Source organism: Marinomonas piezotolerans (assembly GCF_003362755.1).
Lineage (GTDB): Bacteria > Pseudomonadota > Gammaproteobacteria > Pseudomonadales > Marinomonadaceae > Marinomonas > Marinomonas piezotolerans.
Window position 1 is genome coordinate 333,135 of sequence record NZ_QKRA01000002.1, and the last position, 26,001, is coordinate 359,135.

At 48.0% G+C, this 26,001-nt stretch carries 24 protein-coding genes; 14 read left to right on the forward strand and 10 right to left on the reverse strand.

What is annotated here, in order from left to right; all coding sequences use genetic code 11:
- Positions 1-21: 21 nt before the first annotated feature.
- Positions 22-1,077 (forward strand): helix-turn-helix transcriptional regulator, encoded by a 1,056-nt coding sequence (locus DN730_RS05530; RefSeq protein WP_115467115.1) that lies wholly within the window; start codon positions 22-24, stop codon positions 1,075-1,077.
- A gap of 3 nt (positions 1,078-1,080) precedes the next feature.
- Here DN730_RS05530 and DN730_RS05535 read toward each other — a convergent pair whose 3' ends face one another.
- Entirely contained in the window at positions 1,081-2,121 is a 1,041-nt protein-coding gene (locus tag DN730_RS05535; RefSeq protein WP_115467116.1) for a helix-turn-helix domain-containing protein, read from the reverse strand.
- A 426-nt stretch (positions 2,122-2,547) separates the two neighbouring features.
- Here DN730_RS05535 and DN730_RS05540 point away from each other — a divergent pair, with 426 nt between their 5' ends.
- Positions 2,548-3,585, forward strand: a complete 1,038-nt coding sequence (locus DN730_RS05540) for a carbon-nitrogen hydrolase family protein (protein WP_115467117.1) — start codon at positions 2,548-2,550, stop codon at positions 3,583-3,585.
- Positions 3,586-3,664: 79 nt separating this feature from the next.
- On the opposite strand, the gene DN730_RS05545 is transcribed toward DN730_RS05540, so the two are convergent.
- From DN730_RS05545 to DN730_RS05580, 8 genes are read right to left on the reverse strand one after another with little or no spacing between them, the layout of a single operon-like run.
- Positions 3,665-5,110, reverse strand: a complete 1,446-nt coding sequence (locus DN730_RS05545; protein WP_115467118.1) for an aldehyde dehydrogenase — start codon at positions 5,108-5,110, stop codon at positions 3,665-3,667.
- Positions 5,111-5,127: 17 nt separating this feature from the next.
- Positions 5,128-5,913 (reverse strand): coniferyl-alcohol dehydrogenase, encoded by a 786-nt coding sequence (locus DN730_RS05550; RefSeq protein WP_115467119.1) that lies wholly within the window; start codon positions 5,911-5,913, stop codon positions 5,128-5,130.
- A gap of 10 nt (positions 5,914-5,923) precedes the next feature.
- Positions 5,924-6,925 (reverse strand): branched-chain amino acid ABC transporter permease, encoded by a 1,002-nt coding sequence (locus tag DN730_RS05555; protein ID WP_115467120.1) that lies wholly within the window; start codon positions 6,923-6,925, stop codon positions 5,924-5,926.
- On the reverse strand, positions 6,922-7,830 hold the full coding sequence (locus DN730_RS05560) for a branched-chain amino acid ABC transporter permease (protein WP_245957895.1): 909 nt from the start codon (positions 7,828-7,830) through the stop codon (positions 6,922-6,924). The genes DN730_RS05555 and DN730_RS05560 overlap by 4 nt, the downstream gene beginning before the upstream one ends.
- Positions 7,827-8,546, reverse strand: a complete 720-nt coding sequence (locus DN730_RS05565) for an ABC transporter ATP-binding protein (protein WP_115467121.1) — start codon at positions 8,544-8,546, stop codon at positions 7,827-7,829. Before DN730_RS05565 ends, DN730_RS05560 begins: the two co-directional genes overlap by 4 nt.
- Positions 8,530-9,273 carry an ABC transporter ATP-binding protein gene (locus tag DN730_RS05570; protein WP_115467488.1) on the reverse strand — a complete coding sequence of 248 codons (744 nt, stop codon included), beginning with the start codon at positions 9,271-9,273 and terminating at the stop codon, positions 8,530-8,532. Before DN730_RS05570 ends, DN730_RS05565 begins: the two co-directional genes overlap by 17 nt.
- A 16-nt stretch (positions 9,274-9,289) precedes the next feature.
- Entirely contained in the window at positions 9,290-10,582 is a 1,293-nt protein-coding gene (locus DN730_RS05575; RefSeq protein ID WP_115467122.1) for an ABC transporter substrate-binding protein, read from the reverse strand.
- A 59-nt stretch (positions 10,583-10,641) separates the two neighbouring features.
- A complete protein-coding gene (locus DN730_RS05580) occupies positions 10,642-12,105 on the reverse strand; it encodes an aldehyde dehydrogenase (RefSeq protein ID WP_211313831.1) in 1,464 nt (487 codons plus the stop codon).
- A 147-nt stretch (positions 12,106-12,252) separates the two neighbouring features.
- Between DN730_RS05580 and DN730_RS05585 the strand changes: the two genes are divergently transcribed.
- Positions 12,253-13,143: an AraC family transcriptional regulator gene (locus tag DN730_RS05585; protein WP_115467123.1), complete on the forward strand. Its 891-nt coding sequence runs from the start codon at positions 12,253-12,255 to the stop codon at positions 13,141-13,143.
- 9 nt (positions 13,144-13,152) lie between these two features.
- Here the strand turns inward: DN730_RS05585 and DN730_RS05590 are convergent, their stop codons facing one another.
- Positions 13,153-14,049, reverse strand: a complete 897-nt coding sequence (locus DN730_RS05590; protein WP_158541179.1) for a LysR family transcriptional regulator — start codon at positions 14,047-14,049, stop codon at positions 13,153-13,155.
- A 102-nt stretch (positions 14,050-14,151) separates the two neighbouring features.
- On the opposite strand from DN730_RS05590, the gene mdlC reads away from it, so the two are divergent.
- The 11 genes from mdlC (at position 14,152) to ureC (ending at position 25,993) form a co-directional block, all read left to right on the forward strand.
- Complete coding sequence (gene mdlC, locus DN730_RS05595; RefSeq protein ID WP_115467125.1) at positions 14,152-15,738, forward strand: benzoylformate decarboxylase; 1,587 nt, start codon at positions 14,152-14,154, stop codon at positions 15,736-15,738.
- Between the two features lie 73 nt (positions 15,739-15,811).
- On the forward strand, positions 15,812-16,777 hold the full coding sequence (locus tag DN730_RS05600) for a ketopantoate reductase family protein (RefSeq protein WP_115467126.1): 966 nt from the start codon (positions 15,812-15,814) through the stop codon (positions 16,775-16,777).
- A 269-nt stretch (positions 16,778-17,046) separates the two neighbouring features.
- Entirely contained in the window at positions 17,047-18,330 is a 1,284-nt protein-coding gene (gene urtA, locus DN730_RS05605) for an urea ABC transporter substrate-binding protein (protein WP_115467490.1), read from the forward strand.
- An 85-nt stretch (positions 18,331-18,415) separates the two neighbouring features.
- Entirely contained in the window at positions 18,416-20,017 is a 1,602-nt protein-coding gene (gene urtB, locus DN730_RS05610) for an urea ABC transporter permease subunit UrtB (protein WP_115467127.1), read from the forward strand.
- Positions 20,014-21,147, forward strand: coding sequence for an urea ABC transporter permease subunit UrtC (gene urtC, locus DN730_RS05615; RefSeq protein WP_115467128.1), 1,134 nt, complete (start codon positions 20,014-20,016; stop codon positions 21,145-21,147). Before urtB ends, urtC begins: the two co-directional genes overlap by 4 nt.
- The gene (urtD, locus tag DN730_RS05620; protein ID WP_211313832.1) at positions 21,144-21,998 is read left to right on the forward strand and encodes an urea ABC transporter ATP-binding protein UrtD; all 855 of its coding nucleotides are present in this window, start codon (positions 21,144-21,146) and stop codon (positions 21,996-21,998) included. Before urtC ends, urtD begins: the two co-directional genes overlap by 4 nt.
- A gap of 2 nt (positions 21,999-22,000) precedes the next feature.
- On the forward strand, positions 22,001-22,690 hold the full coding sequence (urtE, locus tag DN730_RS05625; RefSeq protein WP_115467129.1) for an urea ABC transporter ATP-binding subunit UrtE: 690 nt from the start codon (positions 22,001-22,003) through the stop codon (positions 22,688-22,690).
- Positions 22,691-22,714: 24 nt separating this feature from the next.
- Entirely contained in the window at positions 22,715-23,593 is an 879-nt protein-coding gene (locus tag DN730_RS05630) for an urease accessory protein UreD (protein WP_115467130.1), read from the forward strand.
- Between the two features lie 57 nt (positions 23,594-23,650).
- Complete coding sequence (locus tag DN730_RS05635; protein WP_067220370.1) at positions 23,651-23,953, forward strand: urease subunit gamma; 303 nt, start codon at positions 23,651-23,653, stop codon at positions 23,951-23,953.
- A gap of 13 nt (positions 23,954-23,966) precedes the next feature.
- A complete protein-coding gene (locus tag DN730_RS05640; RefSeq protein WP_067220374.1) occupies positions 23,967-24,287 on the forward strand; it encodes an urease subunit beta in 321 nt (106 codons plus the stop codon).
- Entirely contained in the window at positions 24,287-25,993 is a 1,707-nt protein-coding gene (gene ureC, locus DN730_RS05645) for an urease subunit alpha (protein WP_115467131.1), read from the forward strand. Before DN730_RS05640 ends, ureC begins: the two co-directional genes overlap by 1 nt.
- Positions 25,994-26,001 lie beyond the last annotated feature (8 nt).

The window sequence follows — 26,001 nt, forward strand, 5'->3', positions numbered from 1 at the left end:
GTTATCAGAGGCAGTGTCTCGATGCGACGATTGAAAAATGTGTCCAGCAAAATAGCGGCTCGATTACGGGTGGTTGCTACTGAACAAGGATATGACTTTGCAGACTTGCGACGCCATTATCAGCTGATGAACTTTGAGGTCATGGTGGCACAGAAGCGAGTTAATGAATTGGAGCATAGCAAGATACTGCAGTTGTATGAATTGCCCGCGATATTCAAATCAGTGCACAATCAAGTCGCTCAAGAAGGTCTTAGTTTTATATTTGATGACTTTGGGGACTATGTAGCCCTGTGTTCTACAAGTCCTACGCTGGCAACCGCTATCAGCCATTATGTTAATTGCCGAGTTTTGATGGGAACATGTGATGATGTTCGTTTGATTCGGGAAGGACATTCTATCTCTGTGATTTATGAATGTGGCTCAGCACAAAGTGAAGCGGCTGGGCAAGCTTGGATTTACCTCATCATGTTGGCCGATCTTGTCCAGAGTTTTTCTGTAGGTGAACCTTTTAAGATTTCAATTGGTCTCAAAAACGAAAATATAGACATCGTAGACGGTGCGGTGGTCGCTAATTTGGCGGATCTTACGCTTGGTAACACTGAGAATTCATTGTCCTTAACGACCTCTCGTTTGGATGAATACGAATGGTCACGTAATGATTTCTTGCATCAGTTGTATGCAAAGAAAGTTCACGCAGAGATGCGTGATTTAACAATTAGCCGAAGCTATAGTCAGCATGTGTCGGAGATGGTTTGTGAATACCTTTATCAAGGTGATAGGCCAGAAATACTATTGAGTGTGCTATGTCAGAGGCTACATGTATCTCGAGCCACGCTGCACCGAAAACTTGCCGAGGAAGCAACCAGTTATTCACAGATTCTGAGTTGTGTGCGTAAAAATGAAGCAACACGTTTACTCGGTAGTTCGCAGAAAAATATTATAGAAGTAAGCCAGTTGCTGGGTTTTTCTAATGTGTCTTCATTTAACCGCTTCATTAAAAAGCACTTTGATACGACGCCAAGCGCTTTCAAATCTCGTTTGCTTAGTGATTCACGAGACAACACATCGAAACACTGATTTTTACTGCCCATTTGCCGAGTTTCTATTTAAATAGTATGCGCGATACTCTGTTGGCGTCATGTCATAGTGCTTTTTGAACACCTTGCTGAAGTGAGCGATATCATTGAAACCGCATGAAAAAGCATAAGTAGATATATTGTTTTTGCAGTTCGAAGGGGTTTGCAAAAGCTTGGCAACTTTTTCTAATCGACATTTCCATATGTAACGGCTTAGTGATGTGCCGTCACTACTGAGTAGTTGGTTTATATAACGAGTAGACACATTCAGCGCATCAGAAACTTTCTGAGGGGAAAGCTCTGTATCGTGCAAATGATCGTTAATGTAAGCTTTAATGCGAAGAATTAGGGCAACCTTCCCATCAGAAATTACAGCATTTTCTCCATTCAACATTTCCGCAATTGATGTCGCCAGCAAATCGGTAAAATTATCAGCGAGTTTCATACCGATATCGGGAGCTAAGGTGGTTGGCATTGACAGAAGGTGTCCAATGTAACTGGTTACGATTGGATATACGGTGCTGTTAGACAGAAATTCTTTCGCGACTATCCGATTTAAACCTGATAAAGAATGCTCAATCTTTGCTCTAGGTATTTGCATAGATATGAGGCTAAAGGGCTCGTGAATACTGATTTCATATGGACGGGCGGCATCACAAAAAAAGGCCGAATGCTTAGTATTCTTACAAGCACTGATTAGCGAATTATTATTATTTTGTTCGACAGTACAGGCCCCTGCACGCAAGAAGTTAACGACTAAAAAGTCTTCGCCGGCGTGTCGAATATTTGCTGTTGTTCGAGTTGCTACATGAGGCGTTGCTACGATTTCAGAGATTTGAATATCACCGATTTGCGTCCACTGTAACGAAGCCTTTAATCCATCGCTATTGGCAATTCGAAAACTTAATGGAACCAATCTATCAGCGATGAGTTCTTGCCAATACTCGATACGCTCACGTTGAGGCACGTTTTCTGTTGAATAGGCACCTAAGCGGTAGCCGGTAGAAAATAGCTCGTTATTAAGCGAATTTTCTTGGTGAATCATAGGCGCTCCGGAGGCATGACTGATTTAGACTTATTATACGTCAGTGCAAGAAATGCACCGATTACGGTCTCTGGATGATTTTCAATATAGATGAAACGATCCGCAGTTGCATAGTTATTTCACATTTACAGCACACCAGTTCCTCCTCCGATAATAATTGCTTCCGGCTGAAACAAGTCCGCTAAGAAAGACAATGAAAAGCGCCAGAACAGACAAGAGATAAAAAAGGTTATCGCAGTAGTCTGTATGTGAGATTAGGCGTTGGCAAAAAAGCTTTCCAGTATAGATGAAAACAGTCATTTGGCGAGAATCTTCTCGGACTGATTCGAAACAGTGCACTGCGAATTCATAAGGCTTTCTTACCGTGCGATAGGTGCCGTTTAACACAGGCATTACATCAAAAATAGCTACAAAAGGAGCAATTCAATGGGATTGATTCATCCAAAATACAAAGTTGCAGCGGTGCAAGCTGCTCCCGCTTTTTTAGATCTTGATGCGTCTGTAGATAAGACCATAGCTTATATAAAAGAGGCCTCCGACGCTGGGGCAGAATTGGTGACTTTTCCAGAATTATGGATACCAGGTTACCCATGGTGGGTTTGGTTAGGGTCCACCGCTTGGGCGGTACAGCGCGGTTTCGTACAGCAGTATTTTGATAACGCATTGAGTTATGACAGCCCAGAAGCGGACCGTATTCGTGAGGCGGTTGCCAAGCATAAAATTACGGCGGTGATTGGGTTAGCCGAACGTAAAGGCGGTACGCTTTATATCGCACAATGGATTATTGGTCCCGAAGGTGAAACGATTGCTGAACGTCGAAAAGTCCGTCCAACTCACCAAGAACGTACTGTATTTGGAGAAGGGGACGGTAGCGATTTAGCCGTGCATGACACGTCGCTTGGTCGTGTGGGGGCACTCAATTGTTGGGAAAACGTGTTGTCACTTAATAAATACGCAATGTACTCTCAGCATGAGCAAGTGCACGTCGCGTCTTGGCCGAGCTTTTCAACATATCCGTTTGCCCACGCAATGGGATATGAGACTAACAATGCCGTTAGCAAGGTGTACGCCGTAGAAGGAAGTTGCTTTGTGATTGCACCCAGTGCCGTTTTCTCTAAAGAAATGCACGACCTGCTATGTGACACACCTGAGAAACACGAGTTGGTCAACATAGGAGGGGGCCATACGGTTATCTATGGGCCTGATGGCAGTCCTTTGTGTGAAAAAATTCCTGAAGATCAAGAAGGCATTCTTTATGCTGATATTGATCTAGGAGTGATTGGGGTAGCAAAAAGTACAATGGATCCAGTGGGGCATTATTCACGCCCTGACATTACACGTTTGTTGTTCAATAAACGCCCTAATCGTGTGGTAGAACACAAGCGAATGCCGATTGGTGTGGATGAGCTTGAAGAGACAGAAGGCTACGATATTAAAGAGGTCGAACAGCAAGGCCGTTATTGATAAGCCGATTAGCGTAATATGATCATAAGAAGGCCAGCTACGATAGCTGGCCTTCTTCGTAGGTTGGGACTAAAACGTATTAGAACGGGTAATGTTGATTAGGGTCTTCGACAGTAATCCAACGAAGATCGGTAAACTCTGCAATCGCTGCTTTGCCGCCGAAGCGGCCATAGCCGGAATCGCCAACCCCACCAAATGGCATTTGTGGTTCGTCCGCAACAGTTGGCCCATTAATATGACAAATACCACTTTCGATTGCATTGGCGCAGGCTAGGGCTCGGTTAATGTCTTGCGAGAATACGGCCGCAGATAAGCCGTATTCTGTATCATTTGCCATAGCAATGGCTTCCTCGTCGCCATTAACACGGATGATAGACTTCACTGGCCCGAAGCTTTCTTCATTAAAGATGCGCATCTCAGAGGTCACATTGTCCAGCAGTGTCGCAGAGAAGACAGAGCCTTCATTTTCGCCACCACACACCATACTAGCGCCTTTACTAACAGCATCATCGATTAGCTCGCGCATTTTATCAGACACCTCTGGGTTAACCAGTGAGCCAAGAACAACATGATCGCGTGGATTACCCCAAGGCAATTTAGACGCTCTGGCAACCAGTTTTTCAACAAATTCATCGGCGATGGAGTTATCCACAATCAGGCGCTCAGTAGACATACAGATTTGACCTTGATTCATGAATGCGCCGAAAATAGCGGCATTTACGGCACCGTCAATATCCGCATCAGCAAGTACCAAAAGTGGTGCTTTACCGCCCAATTCGAGTAGTGCAGGTTTAAGGTTCTCGCCAGCAAGACGACCGATGATACGGCCAACAGGACTAGAGCCCGTGAAGTTGACATGACGAACCTGTGGCGCTTCGATAAGGGCTTTTACAATCTCAGGGGCATCCTCGGGAGCGTTTGAAATAAAATTAACGACACCTTCTGGAATGCCAGCTTCGATAAAGCAGTCAATAATCAGTCGATGGGTGAGTGGGCAAAACTCAGAGCTTTTCAAAATTACAGTATTGCCGCATGCCAAGGGAGCAGCGATTGCACGCGCTCCCAAAATAACCGGAGCATTCCACGGGGCAATGGCTAAACACACACCTTTAGGTTTATTAATCCCCATTGCTAGGGTGCCCGGTTTGTTAGCAGGAATAACCTCGCCTCCAACTTGTGAGGTGAGCGCTGCGGCTTCGCGGATGTGGCCCGCTGCCAGCATAACGTTAAAGCCGGCCCAAGGACCGGTTGCCCCCGTTTCAGTAATCATGGCCGCGATGAACTCTTCGCTTTTTGATTCCATGATGTCGGCGGCTTTATTCAATACAGCACGGCGTTCGGCTGGGCCTGTATTGGCCCAATTAGAAAAGGCTGCATGAGCGGCTTTGGTGACGGCTGCAATGTCATCGAGCGTTGCGGCGGCGGACTGAGACGCCACCTCACTTGTTACAGGATCTAGACGCGAAAATGTTTGCTGATTGCTAGCGGGTTGGTCTTGACCTGCAATGCTTAGTAAAACTGTCATAGTATTTTTCCTTTTTGTTATAAGCCAAGTTCTTCAACGGTAACGGAGGCTTCTAGCCCTCCGTCGGTGGCGATGTTGTTTCCATTTACCCAGCGAGCGGCATCTGAGCACAAAAACAAAATAACAGGCGCAATGTCCGAGGGGGTGCCAGCGCGGCCAACGCGGTTGACGTCAGAGTTGACACGCTCATCACCTAGAACATTACGAAATTGGTTTAAAATAGGTGTTTCAACTGGCCCTGGTGATACCGCATTGACACGGATTCGACGGGATTTAAAGGTGTCTTGGTGGGCTGCCAGCATGGTCCAAACAAGCAGGATCTCTTTCGAGATTGGATAACCAAGTTCATTGGGAATGTCATGCTTGTTCATAACCTGATCAAGGTCTGGAAAGCCACTCATTTTAGCGATGGTGGACGCCCGCTTTGTATTTTGGCGCCAACCAAATCCCGCCATAGACGCCACGTTTACGATGCTACCGCCGGTTCGAATTTTATTGGCTAAGCCTTCGGATAGTGCTTTTAGGCCAAAAAAGTTGATCGCTAATGTGATGGCTGCCCCGCCCGTACCAGAAACACCTGCGACATTACATAAACCATCTATATCATTAGGAAGAGCCTGAATAATGGCGTCTACGCCTGCTTGAGTAGACAAGTCACCCTCTAAAAAAGCTCCGATGTTATGCTTAGGTTTGACCACATCAATACCTATAACGTTCGCGCCCATTTGCGCGGCTTGCTCAGCGGTGCGTTGACCGATGCCGCTTGATACGCCTGTAACGACAATGGTTTTACCAAATAACATATTGTTCTCCTTATTTATTTTTAAGTGTGTCAGTCGTTAGGCCAGTGACTTGATAGCCAACAGGAACCAAGGTGATACCTAATTTACTTTCAATGGCTCCCCAAATGCCTTTTGGTAAGAAAAGGGAGCACAACATAGCCACAGCACCTAAACCAACGAGGTACCAAACTCCGGCGGTTGCGAACCATGTTTCCACTGCGAAAAACAGCAAAGCGCCTAAGATTGCGCCTTCAAATCGTCCTAATCCTCCCACCAATACCATGAAGATCATGTAAGCAGTCCATTGCACTGAGAAGTAGGTTTTAGGTTGAAAAGAAGAGGCTTGCGCAAGCCATAGCGCGCCGGCCAATGCCGTGCCAAAAGCAGCGAAAATGAAGAACCACTTTTTAACCCTTTCAGGGTCAACACCAATGGAGTCGGCTGCTTCTTCATTGTCACGGATGGCTTGCATCGCGATACCAGCTCTGGAACGCAGTACATAGAACAGTCCCAGTAGTAAAGCGGACATACTGAGTAGAGCAGCTAAGTATATGAATAGGCGGCGGCTCTCGATTGAGTACTGGTTTAAGGCAATCAATGAGATGCCTGTTTCACCTTGTATTAATGGATCGAGGTTAACTAAAAGGTGGCCGATGGAGGCAAGTACCCACATACCAATGGCAAATTCCCCAGCTTTTAGTCTGAGCATAAAGGTTGAAATGGGCCAGCTGAGTAGTCCCACCAAGCAGGCCGCTAATACGATGGCGATAAAAGGAGAGATCCCCATATCTGTAATACGTATCGTCGTATACGCGCCCAATCCCAAAAATAGTTGTTGTCCGATGGAGACTAAGCCGCCAAATCCGGCGAGCGTGTTCCACATAGCTGCCATAATGATATAGATGAACAGCACGGTTAGACGCTCCATCACATCGTTAGAGGCAAATGAAGGCAATATAATGAGCGCAATAAACAGAGCGATGATGATAGAAAGCGTTACCTGTGAATAAGCGTTAGAGCGTTTTATGTTCATACAACGTTTTCCTCTTTGTTAAATTTAGATAGCCAGTGTTTCAGAGAAAAAACATCACGATGGAAGTAGATTCGAGCAAACAGAAAGATCAGAAACATAAGGTGTCCGCCCAGTAAAAAGCCCTGTGGATGGATGAGAGCACCAATGCTCTGGGCAATAGCGAGAATGATACCCCCCATGAACACCCCCCATAGCGAGCCGACACCGCCAATGATAGTGGCCTCAAACGCAAACAAGAGCTGTGGACCACCCGAGTAAGCATCAAAAGTGCCTCTTAGACCTAATGCTGTGCCAGAAATAGCGACCGTCATCATGGCAATAGCCGCTGAAATTCCTGCTATTTTTCGAGCGTCAATGCCAACCAATCCTGCTGTATCTGGGTCAAATGCAGTGGCTCTTATTTGGCGGCCAAGATGCGTGAAACGTAGAATGAGATCCAGTCCGCCGATCATGGCAATGGCGGTTATCAGGACAATAACGGGTAGCTTGCCAATCCATAAGTCGAATATTTCATAAGATTCCCAGCTTAAATCGCCTAGATATGGAGACAATGAGCGGGTATTTGCGCCAAATTGCTGGAACAGCAGATTATCTATAACAATGGCGAGACCAAATGTAGTGAGTACGGGTAACAACTCGCCACCCTTGGTCGTACGCTCTAAAATCACACGCTGTAGCAAAAGACCGATAATTGCCATGATTGGTAGAATCATTAGCACGCTTATAAAAGGAGAGAGGGCTAATGCGTCGGTGATTTCCCACACTAGATAGGCGCTCAAAATTGCTAGTGATCCATGTGCTAAATTGATGATACGCATCACTTGGAACATGAAGGCGAGCCCGCAGGCGATAAGCGCGTAGTAGCCGCCCAGTAGAATGGCTTGTACAAGACTATTAATAATCATGAAGCCTCCTGATTATTGGATTGATGAAGTCCGAAGTAAGCTTGAGTAATTTCTTCTTTGTTGGTGTCGCAGGTCGGCTTGTCGAGCACCACCTTTCCCTCTAGCATGCAAATCGCTCGCTGCGAAAAACTGATGGCACGTCCCAAATCTTGCTCCACTAGTAAAATGGTGGTGCCAGCGCCTTTCAGGCTGTTGATTGAGGCATAGACTTGATCAACGACGAGAGGCGACAGGCCAAGACTGACTTCATCTAAAATCAATAAGTCTGGGTTTGACATCAGTGCTCGGCCAATGGCAGTTGCTTGTTGTTCGCCACCTGAAAGATGACCTGTTTTTGAATGGCGGCGTTTGACTAAGTTTGGGAAGGTTTCAAAAATGCGGTCTATGTTCCAATCTCCAGAGCGTTTGACCGTCGTGCCGAGCAATAAGTTTTCTTCCACCGTCATGTCGGCAAATAAACGGCGCCCTTCTGGCACTAATGACAAGCCTTGCTTCACTCGTGTACTAGAGGGTGTCTGCGTCACATCTTGTTGTTTGAAACTGACACTTCCAGAATAGACAGGTAATGCACCTGCGATGGCTCTTAATAGTGTAGATTTACCTGCGCCATTAGCCCCGATGAGCGAGACAATATCGCCTTGAGCGATTTCCATAGACACATCTTGTACTGCGCGAAACTGGCCGTAGCGCACATCTAAATTACGCACCGAGAGCATGGTCTGTACCTCCCATATAGGCTTGCATGACTTGTTGATTCGACATCACGTCATTGGGATTGCCTTGGGCAATAATTTGGCCACTATCCATACAAATCAGAGTCTTAGCGACGCGCAGTAAGATATGAACAATATGTTCGATCCAGACAATGCCAATACCTCGCTCACGCAAGGTAAGAATCGTATCCACCAGTTGCAATGCCTCGGCGTCGGTCAAGCCTCCACCAATTTCATCAAGGAAAAGCAATTTGGGTTGTGTCGCTAATGCCCTCGCGAGTTCTAATCGTTTTCGGTCCAGCAAGCCTATACTGTCGGCCTCGCGGTTTGCTAAATGCAGCATTCCGCACAGTTTTATGGACTCGAGTGCAATGTCATATGCAGCTTCTCGATTACTGGTCGCAGAATGAATCGCGGCAACGAATACATTTTCGAATACGCTAATCCCTGAGAACGGCTTAGGTATTTGGTGTGTTCTAACGAGGCCTTGTTTTGCTCTTTCACGAGCAGGTAATTGCGTTATGTCTTTGTCATTAAGTGCAATCTGACCGCTCGTAGGAGCTTGTGCGCCAGATAAAACACTTAGAAGGGTGGATTTTCCCGCTCCGTTGGGACCGACGATGCCAATGGCATCGTCGGTATCCATATTAAAATCAATCCCATTCAGCACTTGCACACGACCGAAGGATTTATGAATCCCCGTCGCTTGTAATTGTGAATATGGCGTCATGATCACGTTGTCATTCCTATTTTTTATTATATTGAAGTAACTCATGAGTTACGGGGACATTCGGGTCTGTGACGTTTTCCGTGATCACATAATCTAATTTGTACTTGCCTGTTCCTTTCACCCACTGTGATCCGATAATGGGACCTGAGGCAACATTGGGAACAGGGCCAGAGGTGAAGTCCACTGGGCCGCCGATCGTCGTGATGTTCATATTTGCAATGGCGTCCCGCACGGCAGTACGTGATTTTGGATCGCTTGATTGCTTCAATGCTTCGGTTCCGGCATCTAGCAATGACAGCGTGGCCCCTAATTGTAGAGTCCATTGTTCGCCTGTTTTTGTTTCCCACATTTTCGCTAGCTGCTCGCCATTGAGCCCGGTCAGTGGTGACGTATAAGGGAACGTTTTATGCCAATATGCGGCGGACGCTATTTTGGGCCCTAGTGACCCAAGCACTTCTATGTCTGATGGGAATAAGCCTGTTTTAGCAATCTGAATGATTTTGACTTGACGGTGTAACCCTTGCTGCGCAGCCTGTCGCCAGAAAGCAGCAAAGTCGGGCGGAATAGGGAAGGTGTTAATAATTTCAACATCTTCCTTTTTAAACAGGGCGATTTGGCTGGAAAAATCGGACGTTCCTGTCTCATAGGCCCCTGGGTCAATAACGGTATATCCGGCTTGTTCAAGGCGTGGTGCGAGCACCGCTCGAATCGCGTTACCGTCAGCATCGTTCGGGTACATGACGCCTACTTTTTTGTTGGTCTCAATCAACGACCATTGAGATATGTAAGTGCGATAGATCTCATCGGTGCCAAAGCCAAAGTGATAGGTCCAATCAAATGGGCTGGCTTCGCCGGGTTTCGCGCCGCGACCAAAGTACCAGGCCTCCCATGGCATTACCGTGGAAATGAATGGGACCCCTGCTGCTTCACTAGCATCAGCCGCGGGGTTGATGACTTCAGGTGTCGACACGGCTAACATCAAATCGATACCTTGGTTAATCAACTCCTTTGTTAGTTGAGATGAACGTGCGGGATCCGATTGGCTGTCGCGGTCAATGATTTCAACTTGATAATGCTTACCTGCGATGGTCATACCCTCTGCCAACGCTGCACGGGCTTGATCTAAAATGAAACCATCAGTTTTACCAAAGTTGGCAAGCGGTCCAGTTCTTGGGCTGATGAAACCGATGCGAATCGTGTCATCGTCTGCGTAGACCTGAGCTGACAGGATTGCGCTGCCAGCAAGGGCTGAACACAGCACTAATTTAGCCAAATTTGGCGCGAGCGGGGCTAGTAAGCGTACTTTCATAAGAACCTCATTATTGTTTTGTGACGTTTGTAGGGGTAGTAAGTACTAAGGAGTATGTACTAAGGTGGAGCGACGGTTATCCAGCGAACTTCGGTAAACTCATCGACACAGGCTGCGCTTCCAAAGCGACCGTAGCCACTGGATTTGAGTCCACCAAAAGGCATAGATGGATCGTCTTTGACGGTGGCAGCATTGATATGACACATTCCCGATTCCAGTTGATTAGCTATACTTCTCGCTAAATTGAGGTCCCGAGAGAAAATGGCCGCTGCTAAGCCATATTCGCAATTATTGGCAACGGTAATGGCCTCTTCGGCCGAATCGACTCGATAAATTCCAGCGATTGGACCAAAACATTCTTCTGAATAGATACGCATCATAGGTGTAATATGATCTAACAACGTCGCGTCGATAAATTGCCCGCGGCGAGGTGTACCTGTTATTAGAGTTGCTCCTTTATCTAGAGCATCTTCAATGAGGGCGGATAAGCGTGACGCAATGGATGGGCTTGCTACGGGACCGAGTTTCACGTCTGGTTTTCTTGGATCTCCGGCGATTAATTTCTGCGTTTCGTTTTTTAAAAGTTCGATGAACTGATCGGCGATATCTGTTTCGACAATAATACGATCCGTCGCCATGCAGATTTGACCCTGATTTAAAAATGCGCCAAATAAGGCTTCTTTGGCGGCTAGTTTTAGATCGGCATCTTTAAGTACGATCATCGGTGATTTTCCACCGAGCTCTAATAAGCAGCGTTTTAAATGTTGGGCGGCTAGGGTTGCGATGATTTTGCCAATACGCGTTGAGCCAGTGAAATTAATGCGTCTTACTGAAGGGTGGGCAATTAAACTGGTGATGATTTCTTCTGAATGTTCAGGGGCGTTTGTCATAACGCCTAATACGCCATCGGGTAATCCCGCTTCCTGAAATACTTTCGCTAATAATGTATGGCAAGCGGGTGACAGTTCCGAAGCTTTAAATATCACCGTGTTACCAAAGGCTAGTGGAAAGGCTATGGCGCGTAATCCGAGGGCAATGGGAGCATTCCATGGTGCGATTGCCAGACAAACACCCGCCGGCTGGCGTATGATAAACGAGGAGCTACTATTGGTGTCGGTGGGCGTCGTAGCTTGGTAGCTCAATGCCAAGTTAACGGCGGCCTCAATGGCATCCATGCCAACCTCGATGTTGAAATCAACCCATTCTTGAGTCGCACCAATTTCACGCAGCATACGGTCTGCAAATTCATTTCGATAGGAAGGCATGAGGTCTTTGGCGCGCATAAGAACTTCCGCTCGTTGCTCCACCGTGAAACTAGACCAACTGCTGAAATGAGCGGTTGCCACGGCGGCCATGTGCTCGGCATCGACTTGGCGCCCGCAGGCGGCACGAGAGGCGATAAGACCCGTACTAGGGTCAAGGCGATCAAAATAATCACCGCTTTTAGCAGGCTTGAAACCTCCTTTGATAAAGAGGTCTGCTACTGGGGTATCGCAACCAATTATGCTGTCTGAAAGGGCCAATGTATCACCTATTATTTATTAGTATGGTGGTGCATGTGTTGTTTGTTTAATTAGATTAGCAGCTCAGTTGATGTTATAAATGTCAAAATCTAGGGCATTAATGACAATTTATGGCTAAATTCACGTATCATTATCGGTCAGGTGACTATGTTAACGAACATCCTTGGCTCAATGGTTCGCTTTGAGGAAATCAAACCGGGCCTTCAACCTCGCACTTTTAGCACGGGTTCTGATAGCTTTGAATCCTTTAATTTGATTGGCATTATTCAACGTGGTGATCTTTATTTAGAAATGGATAATGCGCGCCATGATCTTGAAGAATGGTCTTTGTTTTGTATACCTCACCAAAAAAAAGCCAAAGTTATTGTGCCTCCGGGAAGCCATGTATGGCTTCTCGGTTACCACTTTGAGATGACTTATGTGGTATTGGGAGCAGAGTCCGACAGTCAACGCTTAGACATTCTGATGCGCCAGCTAACTATCGCTGGATGCACCGAGCATGATTTAGAGGCGCGCTTTTTGCCTCTGTTGCGGCTTTTTCGTGACGAATTTGATCTGGCAAAACATCGTTCACGTTCCGTTATTTGTTCGATTATCCGTATTTTGCTAATCAGTCTTTATCGGTTTGTCGCTTTGGACTCGGTTACGCCTCAGGAAATACCGGATGACACTCTATTACAACGTTTTCGTCAGTGGGTAGAGCTTGAGTATCGCAATAGGCGGACTGTTTCCTATTACTGTGATGTGTTGAACATTACCTATGACCGGCTTCATGCCATCTGCCAACGTAATCTTGGCAAATCGCCGCTCCAACTGATCAACCATCGAATTCTAATGGAAGCTGTGGCACGCCTAACAAGTTCATCTGACTCCATTCAGACCATTGCAAATGGGTTAGGTTATAACGATGCTAGTCAGTTTAGTCACTTCTTTAAAAAGAATACGACGACCTCGCCGGCTCAATTTCGTAAACTACAGGCATTGCAGAGTGAGCACTCTGGAGCTAATGATAAACATGCATTTTCTGATTGGCCGTAAATGGTAGCACTAGTTTGAAGTTGAAATAGTGCTTAGAATAATTTCACGTAACCATTTGTTTGAGGGGGTTTTAGTAAGGCGTTTTGGCCAAAATAAGGAGACCTCAAAGTCCGCTATTTGGAAGGGGAGATCAAGGACTTTTAGTGGGTGCATGCGAGAGAATACCTCTCCGATTTGCATTGGTACGATGGCGAGTGCGTTCGCTTGTTGAAGTACCGATGGCAAGATAGAGAAATGTGACAGCTCCAAGCTTATTTTTCGGGTAATCCCCATTTTGCTAAGTACCTCTTCCGTGACGCCATGCCCAAGACTGGGTTTCACCAGTACGTGTTTGAAATCTAAAAAATCATCCATTGATAGAACGCTAATATGTGAATTTGCCAAGGTGTTGACGAGGCAAACATAGCGCTCTTTGAATAGGGCTTGTCCTTCAATACTGCTATCTCTTAAGGCGCGACTACAGACAGCCGCATCGATCTTTCCAGTTCCTAGCCATTCTCGAACATTGTGGATTTCCAGTGGCACCACATCGAGTTCGATGTTTGGTGCATGCTGTTGTATTTGTTCAAAAATTTTAGGCAGTAGTAGCATTTCGCCTAGATCCGTCATGGCGATTCGAAAGCGTTTACTCGATGTTATTGGGTCGAATTCACGGGTATTTTTGATGGTGTTCTGAATGGTACTAAGAGAAGGGCTCAGTTGCAGGTAGAGCTGATCCGCCATGGGCGTTGGCTCCATACTCGATTTTGTGCGAATAAATAAAGGATCTCGGAAGAGATTACGCAAACGTGATAAGGCATGACTGGCAGAAGGTTGGGTAATAAACATTTGCTCGGCTGCTTTGGTCACACTACGTGTTTCATACAAAACAATGAATGTCTGAATGAGGTTGAGATCCAGTTTCATAAAATAGTCCATATCTATATTTAACAAAGATACTATCGATTGGTTCGATAAAATAAAAGGCGTTATGGTTGTTTCATATTCACCGATATAGAGGAATAACGGATGCCAACTGTACGCTCCGCGACTTATGACCTATTGCGCGCCAACAAAATAACGAAAGTATTTGGTAACCCTGGCTCGAACGAATTGCCTTTTTTGAAAGACTTTCCACAAGACTTCGAATACATATTGGGTTTGCACGAGGGTGGAGTAGTCGGCATGGCCGATGGCTTTTCTTTGGTTAGCGGTTTACCTGGGTTAGTGAATTTGCACGCCGCTTCTGGTACTGGAAATGCTATGGGGGCGTTGACCAATGCTTGGTATTCTCATTCGCCATTAGTCGTTACTGCTGGGCAACAGGCGCGACCTCTTATGGGGGTGGAAGCTATGCTGTCAAATGTAGACGCTGCGCAGTTGCCTAAACCTTTGGTGAAGTGGAGCTATGAACCATCTTGGTCGGGTGATGTTCCGCGTGCGATCAGCCAAGCCATTCATATGGCAACTCAGCCTGCGAAGGGACCTGTTTATGTGTCCATTCCGCATGATGACTGGGCTCAGGAAGTAGATGAGGATGTGGCGTTATTGGCTCAGCGCTCCATATCGACTGCCGGGTGTGCAAGCCCTGAACAAATTCAGCAGTTGATTGATCGTATCGACCAAGCCAGTAGTCCAGTGCTCATTGTCGGTCCTGACGTGGATGCGTATCAAACCAATGAACAAGTGGTTGCTCTGGCAGAAAAGATTGCGGCACCTGCTTGGGTTGCCCCCTCTGCACCACGATGTCCTTTCCCTAATAGGCATTCTCATTTTCGTGGTGTACTGCCAGCAGCGATCGCTGGTATTACTCATAAGCTGTCCGAGCATGATTTAGTCATCGTCATTGGGGCTCCTGTATTTCGATACCATCAACATGCACCAGGCCGGTATCTTCCAGAAAATGCCAAGTTGGTGCATATCACCTGTGATCTGCAAGAAGCCGCTCGTGCGCCTATGGGCGATGCTCTGATTGGAGATATTAAGCGGATTGTTGACTCAATTTTACAGGGCGTTCAGAAAACAGATCGTCCGAGTCCCGCACCCTTAGCATGGCCCGATGTTTATCCTGCAACTACGTCGGGGCCTCTAGCACCAGAAGAAGTATTTGATGATTTAAATGAATTAGCGCCTAAGAATGCGATTTATGTAAAAGAGTCTACTTCGACCGTCACGGCTTTTTGGCAACGGGTTGAAATGTCGCATCCAAGTAGTTATTTCTTCCCTGCTTCCGGTGGCCTTGGCTTTGGAATGCCAGCGGCAGTGGGCGCGCAATTAGCGACTGATCGTCAGGTCATTGCAGTGATTGGTGATGGCTCAGCTAATTATTCCATCACCGCATTGTGGACGGCAGCGCAATACAAGATCCCAGTTATTTTTATTATTTTGAAAAATGGTACATACGGCGCGTTACGCTGGTTTTCAAAATTGTTGGAAGCAGAAACCTCACCTGGCCTCGACGTGCCAGGGTTAGATTTTAAATCCATTGCAAAAGGGTATGGTGTAGAGGCCGTTGTCACAAACACTCGAGCAGAATTCCGAGATACGTTTCAAGAGGCTTTAAAAGCCAAAGGTCCTATTTTGATCGAAGTACCGACGACAACCATTGAGCCATAGTTTCTCAGGTGTACACGGAAGTATCGGGTACTTTTGGGAAGCTGATTCACTAACAATAAAATACGGTAATTGTATGATGAAAACGCAAAATTTATCTGACACAAGGCTGCCAGAAACTCCGCATATTGTCGTCGTTGGGGCTGGTGCAATGGGGTGTATTTTCGGCGGTAAACTTAGCCAAGCTGGTAATCGTGTCACGCTTATTGATGTCAATCCAGAGCAAATCAAGATCATGAATGAGCGGGGATTAATGCTGGAAATGGATCACGGCACGATTTCTGTTCCTGCAACGGCAGCACTCGCCACGCAAGTCAAAGAGGTTGCCGATATCTTGATTCTGTTTACCAAGACATTGCACACGGAAGCGGCTTTGAATTCGGTTCAGCACTTAATTGGGGAATCGACCATTGTTGTGTCGTTGCAAAATGGTTTAGGTAACGCGGAAAAAATTAGTCGATATGTGCCGCAAGAGCGCATTGTGATAGGTACAACGCTCGTTCCTGCAGATTTAAAAGGTCCAGGGCATGTGGCGTCTCATGGTCCGTCCAGCTCTCAGTTTATGGATGTCGAGTTGAAGCATCCCCGATGGTTGGATGATTTGGTCGAACTGTTTAATCAGGCTGAGCTAAACGTTTCCTTAAACGATAGTATTATGAGTGTGATTTGGTCTAAGGTCGCATTTAACGCCGCGCTCAACGCGATATGTGCTGGTACTGGCGCAACCCCCGGAGTACTAGATGGCGACAAAGCGTTCCAAGCTCTCGCTCACGATGTCGTTCACGAGGCGGTTATCATTGGACAACTCAGCGGCGTAGAGTTGGATGAAGCGAAAATATGGGGGAACGTTCAGATGGCAATCGCAGAGCATGCCAATCATAAACCATCCATGCTGCAAGATATTGAAGCAGGACGAAAAACAGAAATCGCAGCAATCAACGGAGCGATTGTAACGGCAGCCGAAAAAGTAGGCAGCGAAGCGCCTGTTAATCGCACTTTAACGTACATCGTACAATTGAAAGAGCACCTCAACGGCCAGTAACGATGGCTCTTACTAAAAGGTTGTTGTGTGACACATTGCTTGCACAACAACTTTTGTTGTAACTGTAACCAACCACACCACATAAGAGTTTTCATCGAGTAAGTCGCGCTGTTATACGTCAAATGACGTATGCCTATAGTGTGTTTGGCGCATACCGTGCCGTGATTATTTTTTGGATACTGATTGCACTGATTAAGAGAAGCATGGCCGAAGAGCTGAGCGCTCTTGATCGGATAATCCAACAAACATCACAAAGGACGGCTCCAATCATGAAACTTAAGACGCTTGCTTCTGCGATTGCACTCTCTGGTGCAACGCTCATCGCGCTGCCTTCAATGGCGGCTGATACGATCAAAGTCGGTGTGCTGCACTCTTTGTCCGGCACCATGGCGATCTCTGAAACGACGCTGAAAGATACCGTACTGATGATGGTAGAAGAGCAAAACAAAAAAGGCGGTTTGCTCGGTAAAAAGCTAGAGGCAGTGGTGGTTGACCCTGCGTCAAACTGGCCTTTGTTTGCCGAAAAAGCGCGTGAGCTGATCACTGAAGAAGACGTTGATGTGATCTTCGGCTGTTGGACATCGGTTTCTCGTAAGTCGGTGTTACCTGTCATCGAAGAGTTAAACGGTCTGATGTTCTACCCTGTTCAGTACGAAGGCGAGGAGTCGTCTAAAAACGTTTTCTACACAGGCGCTGCGCCGAATCAACAAGCTATCCCAGCTGTTAATTACCTAAAAGACGAGTTAGGAGTTGAGCGTTGGGTTCTAGCAGGGACTGACTACGTCTACCCACGTACCACGAACAAAATCTTAGAAGCCTACCTAAAAGACATGGGTGTGGCAGAAGAAGACATCATGATCAACTACACGCCATTTGGTCACTCTGATTGGCAGTCGATCGTCTCTGACATCGCTAAATTTGGTAGCGCAGGTAAGAAAACGGCCGTGGTATCCACTATCAACGGTGACGCCAACGTTCCGTTCTACAAAGAGCTAGGTAACCAAGGTATTTCTTCAGAAGATATCCCAGTGGTCGCGTTCTCGGTTGGTGAAGAAGAATTGTCAGGTCTAGACACAGAACCATTGGTGGGTCACTTAGCGGCTTGGAACTACTTCCAAAGCGTTGAAACCGACGAAAACGAAGAGTTCATCACTCAGTGGCAAGCGTTCACTAACGATCCAGAGCGTGTAACCAATGACCCAATGGAAGCAACCTACATTGGCTTCAACATGTGGGCGAATGCGGTCACCGAAGCAGGTACAACGGATGTTGATGCAGTCGAACAGGCCATGATTGGCCAAGAAACGCCAAACCTAACAGGCGGTATTGCGGTGATGAATAAAAACCATCACTTGAGCAAGCCAGTACTGATTGGCGAAATTCAAGACGACGGTCAGTTTGAAACGGTTTGGGAAACCGATGGTGTTGTACCAGGTGATGCTTGGTCTGACTTCCTACCTGGTTCTAAAGATCTGATTGCTGACTGGACCGACCCACTTAAGTGTGGCAACTACAACACGAAAACGAAATCGTGTTCTGGTCAGAACTACTAAGTTGACCAAATCCCAGGGTTAAAACTTGGCTTCCAGAGGTGACTCTGGAAGCTCTTTCTAACGCCCCTCTGATCAATCCTGGAGAATGCCTGTGAAACTCTTTCTCTCTTTCTGTCTCTTTTTATCTGCCTATATAACGCCTGCATTGGCGGCGAGTGCAGAGACAGATGCGTTGTTACAGCAACTGACGCAAACCAAATTATCTAAGATGCCGGCGATGGTGCATCAGCTCGAAGCAACGGGGGATGAATCCCTGTTACCTGTGTTTCGTGCGTGGCTTGCCGGTGATCTGCATTACACCCGTGACGACAACATCCTAGTCGTTGAAGTCGACGTCAACGGTGTAGACACGTATCAAGACCCTTACACTCAAGCAACCGTTGCGGGATTAACCAGCAAGCAGGTGCGCAAAATTAAAGTGAATAACAAGCTACGTGGGTTGCTACGTGGCGTGATCGCGCGCATACAGCTGACGTCAAGCGATGCCGATGTTCGCGAAAGTGCAGTGCGTGCCTTGTTGGCAGACATTGACGACGAAACCTTTGCAACGTTGGAGCGCATTTACCCGACTGAGCCGAACAAAGATGTCAGAGAGATGATGCACACCGCGTTATCCATCTACACCGCACAGGATCAAAACAGCAGCCAGACCGTGCGCTTAGCCGCGATAGACGTGTTGGGCGACAGCTTAGAAAACGATGTACGCAATGTGCTGTTTAGTTTAGAGCGCAGCGACAATGAGGTGATTAGCAACGCCGCGACTCAAGCGTTAGTGAGCATTAACCGACAAGTAGAACGTTATGCGTTGGTGGATCAACTGTTTTTTGGTTTAAGCCTTGGCTCGGTGTTGCTGCTGGCCTCTATTGGTTTGGCGATCACCTTTGGTGTGATGGGCGTCATCAATATGGCCCATGGCGAGATGATCATGTTGGGTGCGTATACCACCTATGTGGTGCAACTGTTGATGCCGAACTACATCGATTATTCCATTTGGGTGGCGATTCCTGCTGCGTTTTTAGTCTCTGGTTTGATGGGCGTGGTGATTGAACGCTTAGTGATTTGTCGTTTGCATGGGCGACCGCTCGAAACCTTGCTGGCGACCTTCGGTATTAGTCTGATCTTACAGCAGCTCGTGCGTACAATTTTCTCTCCGTTGAATCGTCAAGTGTCCACGCCAAGCTGGATGAGTGGCTCGTGGGAGATCAACCCCGTTTTGTCCCTGACGCTGAACCGTTTATACATTTTAGCCTTCGCGCTGTTGGTCTTCTTTGCCTTAGTCATGATTTTGAAGAAAAGCTCATTGGGTCTCAACGTTCGTGCGGTGTCGCAAAACCGCAACATGGCAAAAGCGATGGGCGTGAGAACCGAGTGGGTTGATGCGATGACCTTTGGTTTAGGGTCTGGCATTGCAGGGATTGCTGGGGTGGCTTTATCACAGTTGACCAACGTGGGGCCAAACTTGGGCCAAGCGTACATCATTGATTCCTTCATGGTGGTGGTCTTCGGTGGTGTCGGTAACTTACTCGGCACGCTGGTCGCGGCGTTCACGCTGGGCATTGCCAACAAATTCCTTGAGCCTACGACGGGGGCGGTGTTAGCGGCCATCTTGGTCTTGGTGTTCATTATCCTATTTATTCAGAAGCGTCCTAAAGGACTGTTCCCACAAAAAGGGAGGGCAGCAGAATGAGCAAGCTGATCAATTGGTTTACCGAAGGACGCTCGTCTGGCAAATACACGCTGCCGTTTGTGGTTCTTCTGCTGGCCGTAACGGTGCTCGCCTCGGCGGCTAACTTGCTACTGCCTCAAGATTCGGCCCTATACGTCAGCACTTACAGCATTACCTTATTAGGTAAATACTTGTGTTACGCCATGTTGGCGTTGGCTGTGGATATTATCTGGGGTTACTGCGGTATTTTGAGTTTAGGTCATGGTGCCTTTTTCGCACTGGGTGGCTACGCCATGGGCATGTACTTGATGCGCCAGATCGGTGACCGCGGTGTCTATGGCCACCCAGAGTTGCCGGACTTTATGGTGTTTTTGGATTGGAAAGAGCTGCCTTGGTTCTGGCTCGGTATGGATCAATTCTGGTTCGCCATGATCATGGCCGTTGTCGTACCCGGTCTGTTGGCCTTTGTCTTTGGTTGGTTAGCATTCCGCTCTCGTGTGACGGGGGTGTACTTGTCGATCATGACTCAAGCCCTTACCTACGCGCTTTTGCTTGCATTCTTCCGCAACGAAATGGGCTTTGGTGGCAACAATGGCTTGACCGATTTTAAAGAAATTTTGGGCTTTGATTTGCAGTCTGATAGCACACGCGTGTCCCTGTTTATCATCACCGCATTGATTTTGGCATTGGTGCTGCTGGCGAGCCAACGCATTCTGTCCTCTCGCTTGGGCAAGGTGACATTGGCAGTACGTGATGCCGAGCCGCGTACACGCTTTATTGGCTATCGTACTGAGCGTTATAAGGTCTGGTTGTTTGTGTATTCGGCCGTGATCGCAGGTGTTGCGGGGGCGCTGTATGTACCGCAGGTTGGGATCATCAACCCAGGGGAATTCTCTCCGATTAACTCAATAGAGATCGTTATTTGGGTAGCCGTAGGCGGCCGTGGCACCTTGATTGGCGCGATCATTGGTGCATTGCTGGTGAACTACGCTAAGACCCGCTTCACTGCGATCATGCCAGACGGCTGGTTGTTTGCATTGGGCGCGTTGTTTGTCTTGGTGACGTTATTCTTACCAAAAGGCTTGATGGGGCTGTATGGCCAACTGCAATCCAAGCGTCGTCAAAACGCTGAACAGGAGGTGCAATCATGAGTGCGTTGGACAACTCTCTGCAGGGGTTACGTGAGACGTTTCGCCGCGATCAGGTCTGGCCTTTTCTAGCAGGCGAGCAAAACAAGGTCGATGTGTCGAATCAAATGATTCTGTATGTAGAAGGCTTAAATCTGAGTTTTGACGGGTTTAAAGCGCTAAATGACCTGAACTTGTATGTAAAAGACGGGGAACTGCGTTGTTTGATCGGTGCCAATGGTGCTGGCAAAACCACGCTGATGGATGTCATCACAGGTAAGACACAGTGTGACTCAGGCACCGTGTATTTTGGTCAAACCCACAACTTATTGACGAAAGACGAAGCCGACATTGCTCAGCTGGGTATTGGCCGTAAATTCCAAAAGCCGACCGTGTTTGAAGAGCAAACCGTGTTCGACAATTTGGAGTTGTCACTAAAAACCGACAAACGTGTGATTCAAACGTTATTCGCACGCTTGTCGCCCAGTGAAATTGATCGCATAGACGAAGTGCTGGCGATCATTGGCCTGAAAGAACTCCGCTTTATGAAGGCGGGGGCCTTGTCTCACGGACAAAAACAATGGCTCGAAATTGGCATGTTGTTGGTGTCCGATCCACGTTTGCTACTGATAGACGAACCCGTTGCGGGGATGACGGCACAAGAGACAGAGCGTACCGCCGAGCTACTGACGTCACTCGCGGGAGAGCGCACAGTGATCGTCGTCGAGCATGATATGGAGTTCGTACGCAGCATTGCGCGCACCGTGACGGTGCTTCACCAAGGCTCAGTACTGGCAGAAGGCACCATGGATCAGATTCAGAACAATAAAGATGTGATCGAGGTGTACCTCGGCGAAGAAGCGGCGGAGGCATAGTCATGATTTCGATTAACAAAGTCAGCCAGCTGTACGGCGGCACACAGATTCTGTGGGATTTGGACTTAGACATCGTGCCAGGCTCCATTACCTGCATTATGGGGCGCAACGGTGTCGGCAAAACCACCCTGATGAAAGCCATTATGGGGTTACTGCCGATTAAAAGTGGCGAGATCACCATGGGCGATGAAGCGCTGCATAAGCAAAGTGCGGAGCGTCGCGCCTACGCAGGCATTGGCTACGTTCCACAAGGGCGTGACATCTTTCCAATGCTCACCGTTGAAGAAAACTTGCGCATTGGCTTACCCGTTCGCAAAAGCAAAGAGATACCCGAAAAAATCTTTGAGTTGTTTCCTGTGTTGAAAGAAATGCTGCATCGCCGTGGCGGTGACCTGTCGGGTGGTCAACAGCAGCAATTGGCCATAGGTCGAGCGTTGGTATTAGAGCCCAAAGTCTTGATTCTGGATGAGCCCAACGAAGGCATTCAGCCGAACATCGTCAAACAGATTGGCGATGTCATCTTGAAGCTCAATGAAGAAGAGGGCCTCACGGTGATCCTAATTGAGCAAAAGCTAGGCTTTGCGCGCCGCGTCGGCAAAGAATTTCGCCTGATGGAGAAGGGGCGCATTGTGGCTGCAGACAAGATGGAAAACCTGAACGACGACTTGATCAAGCAATACCTCGCGGTGTAACCGCTAGGTCGTGTAAGGAGCAGTATGAGCCAAGTTCTAGACTCTCGTTTATATCAGCCAATCAAAGAAGCCAGCCAGTGGCAGGCTTATCTCAATCTCGGCTTTACCAAGAGTGAGCGCGGTACGGTGCTGAAAACCTGCGATCACAAGGGGCCTTTGTATGTGCAAAAGCCCTTTTATCCTGAGGGTAAAGAGACGGCTCATGTCTACCTATTGCACCCGCCGGGTGGCTTGGTGTCGGGAGATGAGCTGGTGATTTCATCGCGACAGGCCCCCGACACCCATGTGTTGATCACGACGCCAGGTGCGGGGCGTGTTTATAAGGCGCGACCAGACCGTACGCTGCAATGTCAGACGACGCATTTGCAAGTCCCTGCAGAAGCCATCATGGAGTGGCTGCCCCAAGAAACCATTTTGTATCCCGATGCCAACACGCGCCTGCGTAATCATGTTGAGTTACATGGCAATGCGCGATTTATCGGGTGGGAAATCACCTGCTTTGGCTTGCCCGCCAACCAACTCGACTTCGGTGTAGGAAGCGCTGATCAAAGCGTTCAGATTCGCAGCGACGGGCGCATCCGTTTGCGCGAGCGTTTATTGGTGGATGAGCACAGTCGCGATCTGATGGCTGGCAAAGCAGGGCTTCAAGGACAACCTGTTAATGGCTTGATGATTGCAGGCCCATTCCTTCAAGACACCGAAGCGCTAATCGATGCCCTGCGTGAATTGTGTCAAGCCGATGACAGCGTAGCGGGAGCAACCGTTGTCGATGAATTTATCTTAATCCGCAGCTTGGGCAACGACAGTGAAAAAATGAAGCGTTTGTTTACACACTGCTGGGGCGTCATTCGCCCCGCCTTAATTGGCAAGCCAGCTTGCGCACCACGAATCTGGGCGACTTAAGGATGGCGCGCAACGGCGTTAACCAAGCGAGATCGCAACAACTAAAGGGTTAGAACGATGGAATTACTACCAAGAGAAAAGGATAAGCTGCTGGTGTTTACCGCAGCATTGTTGGCCGAGCGACGCTTAAATCGCGGCCTCAAGTTGAATTATCCCGAAGCCATGGCGTTTATCACCATGGAGATCATCGAGGGGGCGCGTGATGGTAAAACCGTCGCCGAGCTGATGGCCTTTGGTAAGACGCTATTGAGCGCTGATCAGGTGATGGAAGGCGTGGCCGATTTAATCCACGAAGTACAAGTAGAAGCAACATTTCCAGACGGCACTAAATTGGTGACGGTGCATAACCCGATTAACTAACCACGGAGGCAGCATGATTCCAGGTGAAATTCAGGTCGCCGAAGGGGTGATCACATTAAACGAAGGCCGTAAAACGCTGACATTGCGCGTTGAAAACACCGGTGATCGTCCGGTTCAGATTGGCTCCCATTACCATTTTTACGAAGTGAACCCCGCATTGGTATTCGAACGCGAGCAAGCCAAGGGCTACCGCTTAAACATCGCTTCGGGCACGGCGGTGCGTTTCGAACCAGGCCAAGGCCGCGAGGTGGAATTAGTGGAATACGCGGGCACGAAAACCATTTATGGTTTCCGTGGCGAAGTCATGGGCACCTTAACAGAGGGAGCAAAATAATGGCGACGATGGACAGACACAGCTATGCACAGATGTTTGGCCCGACCACGGGTGATCGCGTCCGTTTAGGCGATACGGACTTATGGATTCAGGTCGAAAAGGATTTCACCACCTACGGCGATGAGGTCAAATTCGGCGGCGGTAAAGTGATTCGGGATGGCATGGGACAAAGTCAACTGACCAATGAGGTCGCCGTGGATCTAGTGATTACCAATGCGCTAGTGCTGGATCATTGGGGCATTGTCAAAGGTGATGTGGGCATCAAAGACGGCCGTATTTTTAAAGTGGGTAAAGCGGGCAACCCAGATGTGCAGGACAACGTTGATATCGTGGTGGGCCCTGGTACGGAAGTGATTGCAGGGGAAGGTTCTATTCTGACTGCGGGGGGCATCGACGCGCATATTCACTTTATCTGCCCACAGCAAATTGAAGAGGCGCTGACCTCTGGCGTCACCACCATGATCGGTGGCGGTACTGGCCCCGCAACGGGCACCAATGCGACCACCTGTACGTCTGGCCCTTGGTACCTTGGCAAGATGCTGCAAGCAACGGACAGCATGCCGATGAACTTAGGCTTTTTAGGCAAAGGTAATGCGAGTTTACCCGAAGCGCTGGAAGAGCAACTGGAAGCCGGTGCCTGTGGCTTGAAGTTGCATGAAGACTGGGGCACGACGCCAGCATCGATTGATTGCTGTCTTTCTGTGGCCGAGAAGTATGACGTACAAGTCGCGATTCACACCGATACTTTAAACGAGTCGGGCTTTGTGGACAGTACCTTGGATGCGTTTAAAGATCGAGTCATTCATACCTACCACACCGAAGGTGCTGGTGGTGGTCATGCGCCGGATATTATCCGTGCAGCGGGGCTGACCAATGTCTTGCCTTCGTCAACCAACCCAACCCGTCCGTATACCCATAATACGGTCGATGAGCATTTAGACATGCTGATGGTGTGTCATCACTTGGACAGCAATATTCCTGAAGACGTGGCGTTTGCCGATTCGCGTATTCGCAAAGAAACCATCGCTGCGGAAGACATCTTCCACGATCGTGGTGCGTTCTCCATGATTTCGTCGGATTCCCAAGCCATGGGGCGCGTCGGTGAAGTGGTCACGCGCACCTGGCAAACCGCCCATAAAATGAAGCAACAATTTGGTCTATTGCCTGAAGACTCTGATTTGGGAGCGGATAATTTCCGTGCCAAACGCTACATTGCTAAGTACACCATCAACCCTGCTATTGCCCATGGTATTAGTCACGAGGTGGGCTCGATTGAGCCGGGTAAATTGGCGGATTTGGTGTTGTGGAAACCTGCATTTTTCGCGGTTAAACCCTCATTGATTATCAAAGGTGGCATGATTGCCAGTGCACCAATGGGGGATCCGAACGCGTCGATTCCAACCCCTCAGCCAGTGCATTACCGCCCAATGTTTGGCTCGTTTGGTAAGGCCAGCGCAGCGACCTCTGTGACCTTTGTCTCGCAAGCCGCACTAGGCAATGACCTCAAACAAAATCTGGGATTGGAGCGTACCTTAGTCGCCTGTAAAAACACCCGCAATATTGGTAAGTCCGACATGGTTCACAATGCTTGGATGCCGAATATTACTGTCGATCCACAAACCTATGAGGTGCGTGCAGACGGCGAATTATTAACCTGTGAGCCAGCGGAAAGCTTGCCACTGTCGCAGCTTTATAACTTGTTTTAATGCGCGAC

Excerpts from the sequence above, each read along its gene's own strand:
- DN730_RS05550 (WP_115467119.1), bottom strand. The coding sequence starts at position 5,913 with ATGTTATTTGGTAAAACCATTGTCGTTACAGGCGTATCAAGCGGCATC.
- urtD (WP_211313832.1), top strand. The coding sequence starts at position 21,144 with ATGAGTGCGTTGGACAACTCTCTGCAGGGGTTACGTGAGACGTTTCGC.
- DN730_RS05640 (WP_067220374.1), top strand. The coding sequence starts at position 23,967 with ATGATTCCAGGTGAAATTCAGGTCGCCGAAGGGGTGATCACATTAAAC.
- mdlC (WP_115467125.1), top strand. The coding sequence starts at position 14,152 with ATGCCAACTGTACGCTCCGCGACTTATGACCTATTGCGCGCCAACAAA.
- DN730_RS05600 (WP_115467126.1), top strand. The coding sequence starts at position 15,812 with ATGATGAAAACGCAAAATTTATCTGACACAAGGCTGCCAGAAACTCCG.
- urtE (WP_115467129.1), top strand. The coding sequence starts at position 22,001 with ATGATTTCGATTAACAAAGTCAGCCAGCTGTACGGCGGCACACAGATT.
- DN730_RS05585 (WP_115467123.1), top strand. The coding sequence starts at position 12,253 with ATGTTAACGAACATCCTTGGCTCAATGGTTCGCTTTGAGGAAATCAAA.
- urtC (WP_115467128.1), top strand. The coding sequence starts at position 20,014 with ATGAGCAAGCTGATCAATTGGTTTACCGAAGGACGCTCGTCTGGCAAA.
- DN730_RS05630 (WP_115467130.1), top strand. The coding sequence starts at position 22,715 with ATGAGCCAAGTTCTAGACTCTCGTTTATATCAGCCAATCAAAGAAGCC.
- DN730_RS05530 (WP_115467115.1), top strand. The coding sequence starts at position 22 with ATGCGACGATTGAAAAATGTGTCCAGCAAAATAGCGGCTCGATTACGG.
- DN730_RS05570 (WP_115467488.1), bottom strand. The coding sequence starts at position 9,273 with ATGACGCCATATTCACAATTACAAGCGACGGGGATTCATAAATCCTTC.
- DN730_RS05560 (WP_245957895.1), bottom strand. The coding sequence starts at position 7,830 with ATGATTATTAATAGTCTTGTACAAGCCATTCTACTGGGCGGCTACTAC.
- DN730_RS05540 (WP_115467117.1), top strand. The coding sequence starts at position 2,548 with ATGGGATTGATTCATCCAAAATACAAAGTTGCAGCGGTGCAAGCTGCT.
- urtB (WP_115467127.1), top strand. The coding sequence starts at position 18,416 with ATGCCTGTGAAACTCTTTCTCTCTTTCTGTCTCTTTTTATCTGCCTAT.
- DN730_RS05545 (WP_115467118.1), bottom strand. The coding sequence starts at position 5,110 with ATGACAGTTTTACTAAGCATTGCAGGTCAAGACCAACCCGCTAGCAAT.
- DN730_RS05555 (WP_115467120.1), bottom strand. The coding sequence starts at position 6,925 with ATGAACATAAAACGCTCTAACGCTTATTCACAGGTAACGCTTTCTATC.
- urtA (WP_115467490.1), top strand. The coding sequence starts at position 17,047 with ATGAAACTTAAGACGCTTGCTTCTGCGATTGCACTCTCTGGTGCAACG.
- DN730_RS05635 (WP_067220370.1), top strand. The coding sequence starts at position 23,651 with ATGGAATTACTACCAAGAGAAAAGGATAAGCTGCTGGTGTTTACCGCA.
- ureC (WP_115467131.1), top strand. The coding sequence starts at position 24,287 with ATGGCGACGATGGACAGACACAGCTATGCACAGATGTTTGGCCCGACC.
- DN730_RS05575 (WP_115467122.1), bottom strand. The coding sequence starts at position 10,582 with ATGAAAGTACGCTTACTAGCCCCGCTCGCGCCAAATTTGGCTAAATTA.
- DN730_RS05590 (WP_158541179.1), bottom strand. The coding sequence starts at position 14,049 with ATGAAACTGGATCTCAACCTCATTCAGACATTCATTGTTTTGTATGAA.
- DN730_RS05535 (WP_115467116.1), bottom strand. The coding sequence starts at position 2,121 with ATGATTCACCAAGAAAATTCGCTTAATAACGAGCTATTTTCTACCGGC.
- DN730_RS05565 (WP_115467121.1), bottom strand. The coding sequence starts at position 8,546 with ATGCTCTCGGTGCGTAATTTAGATGTGCGCTACGGCCAGTTTCGCGCA.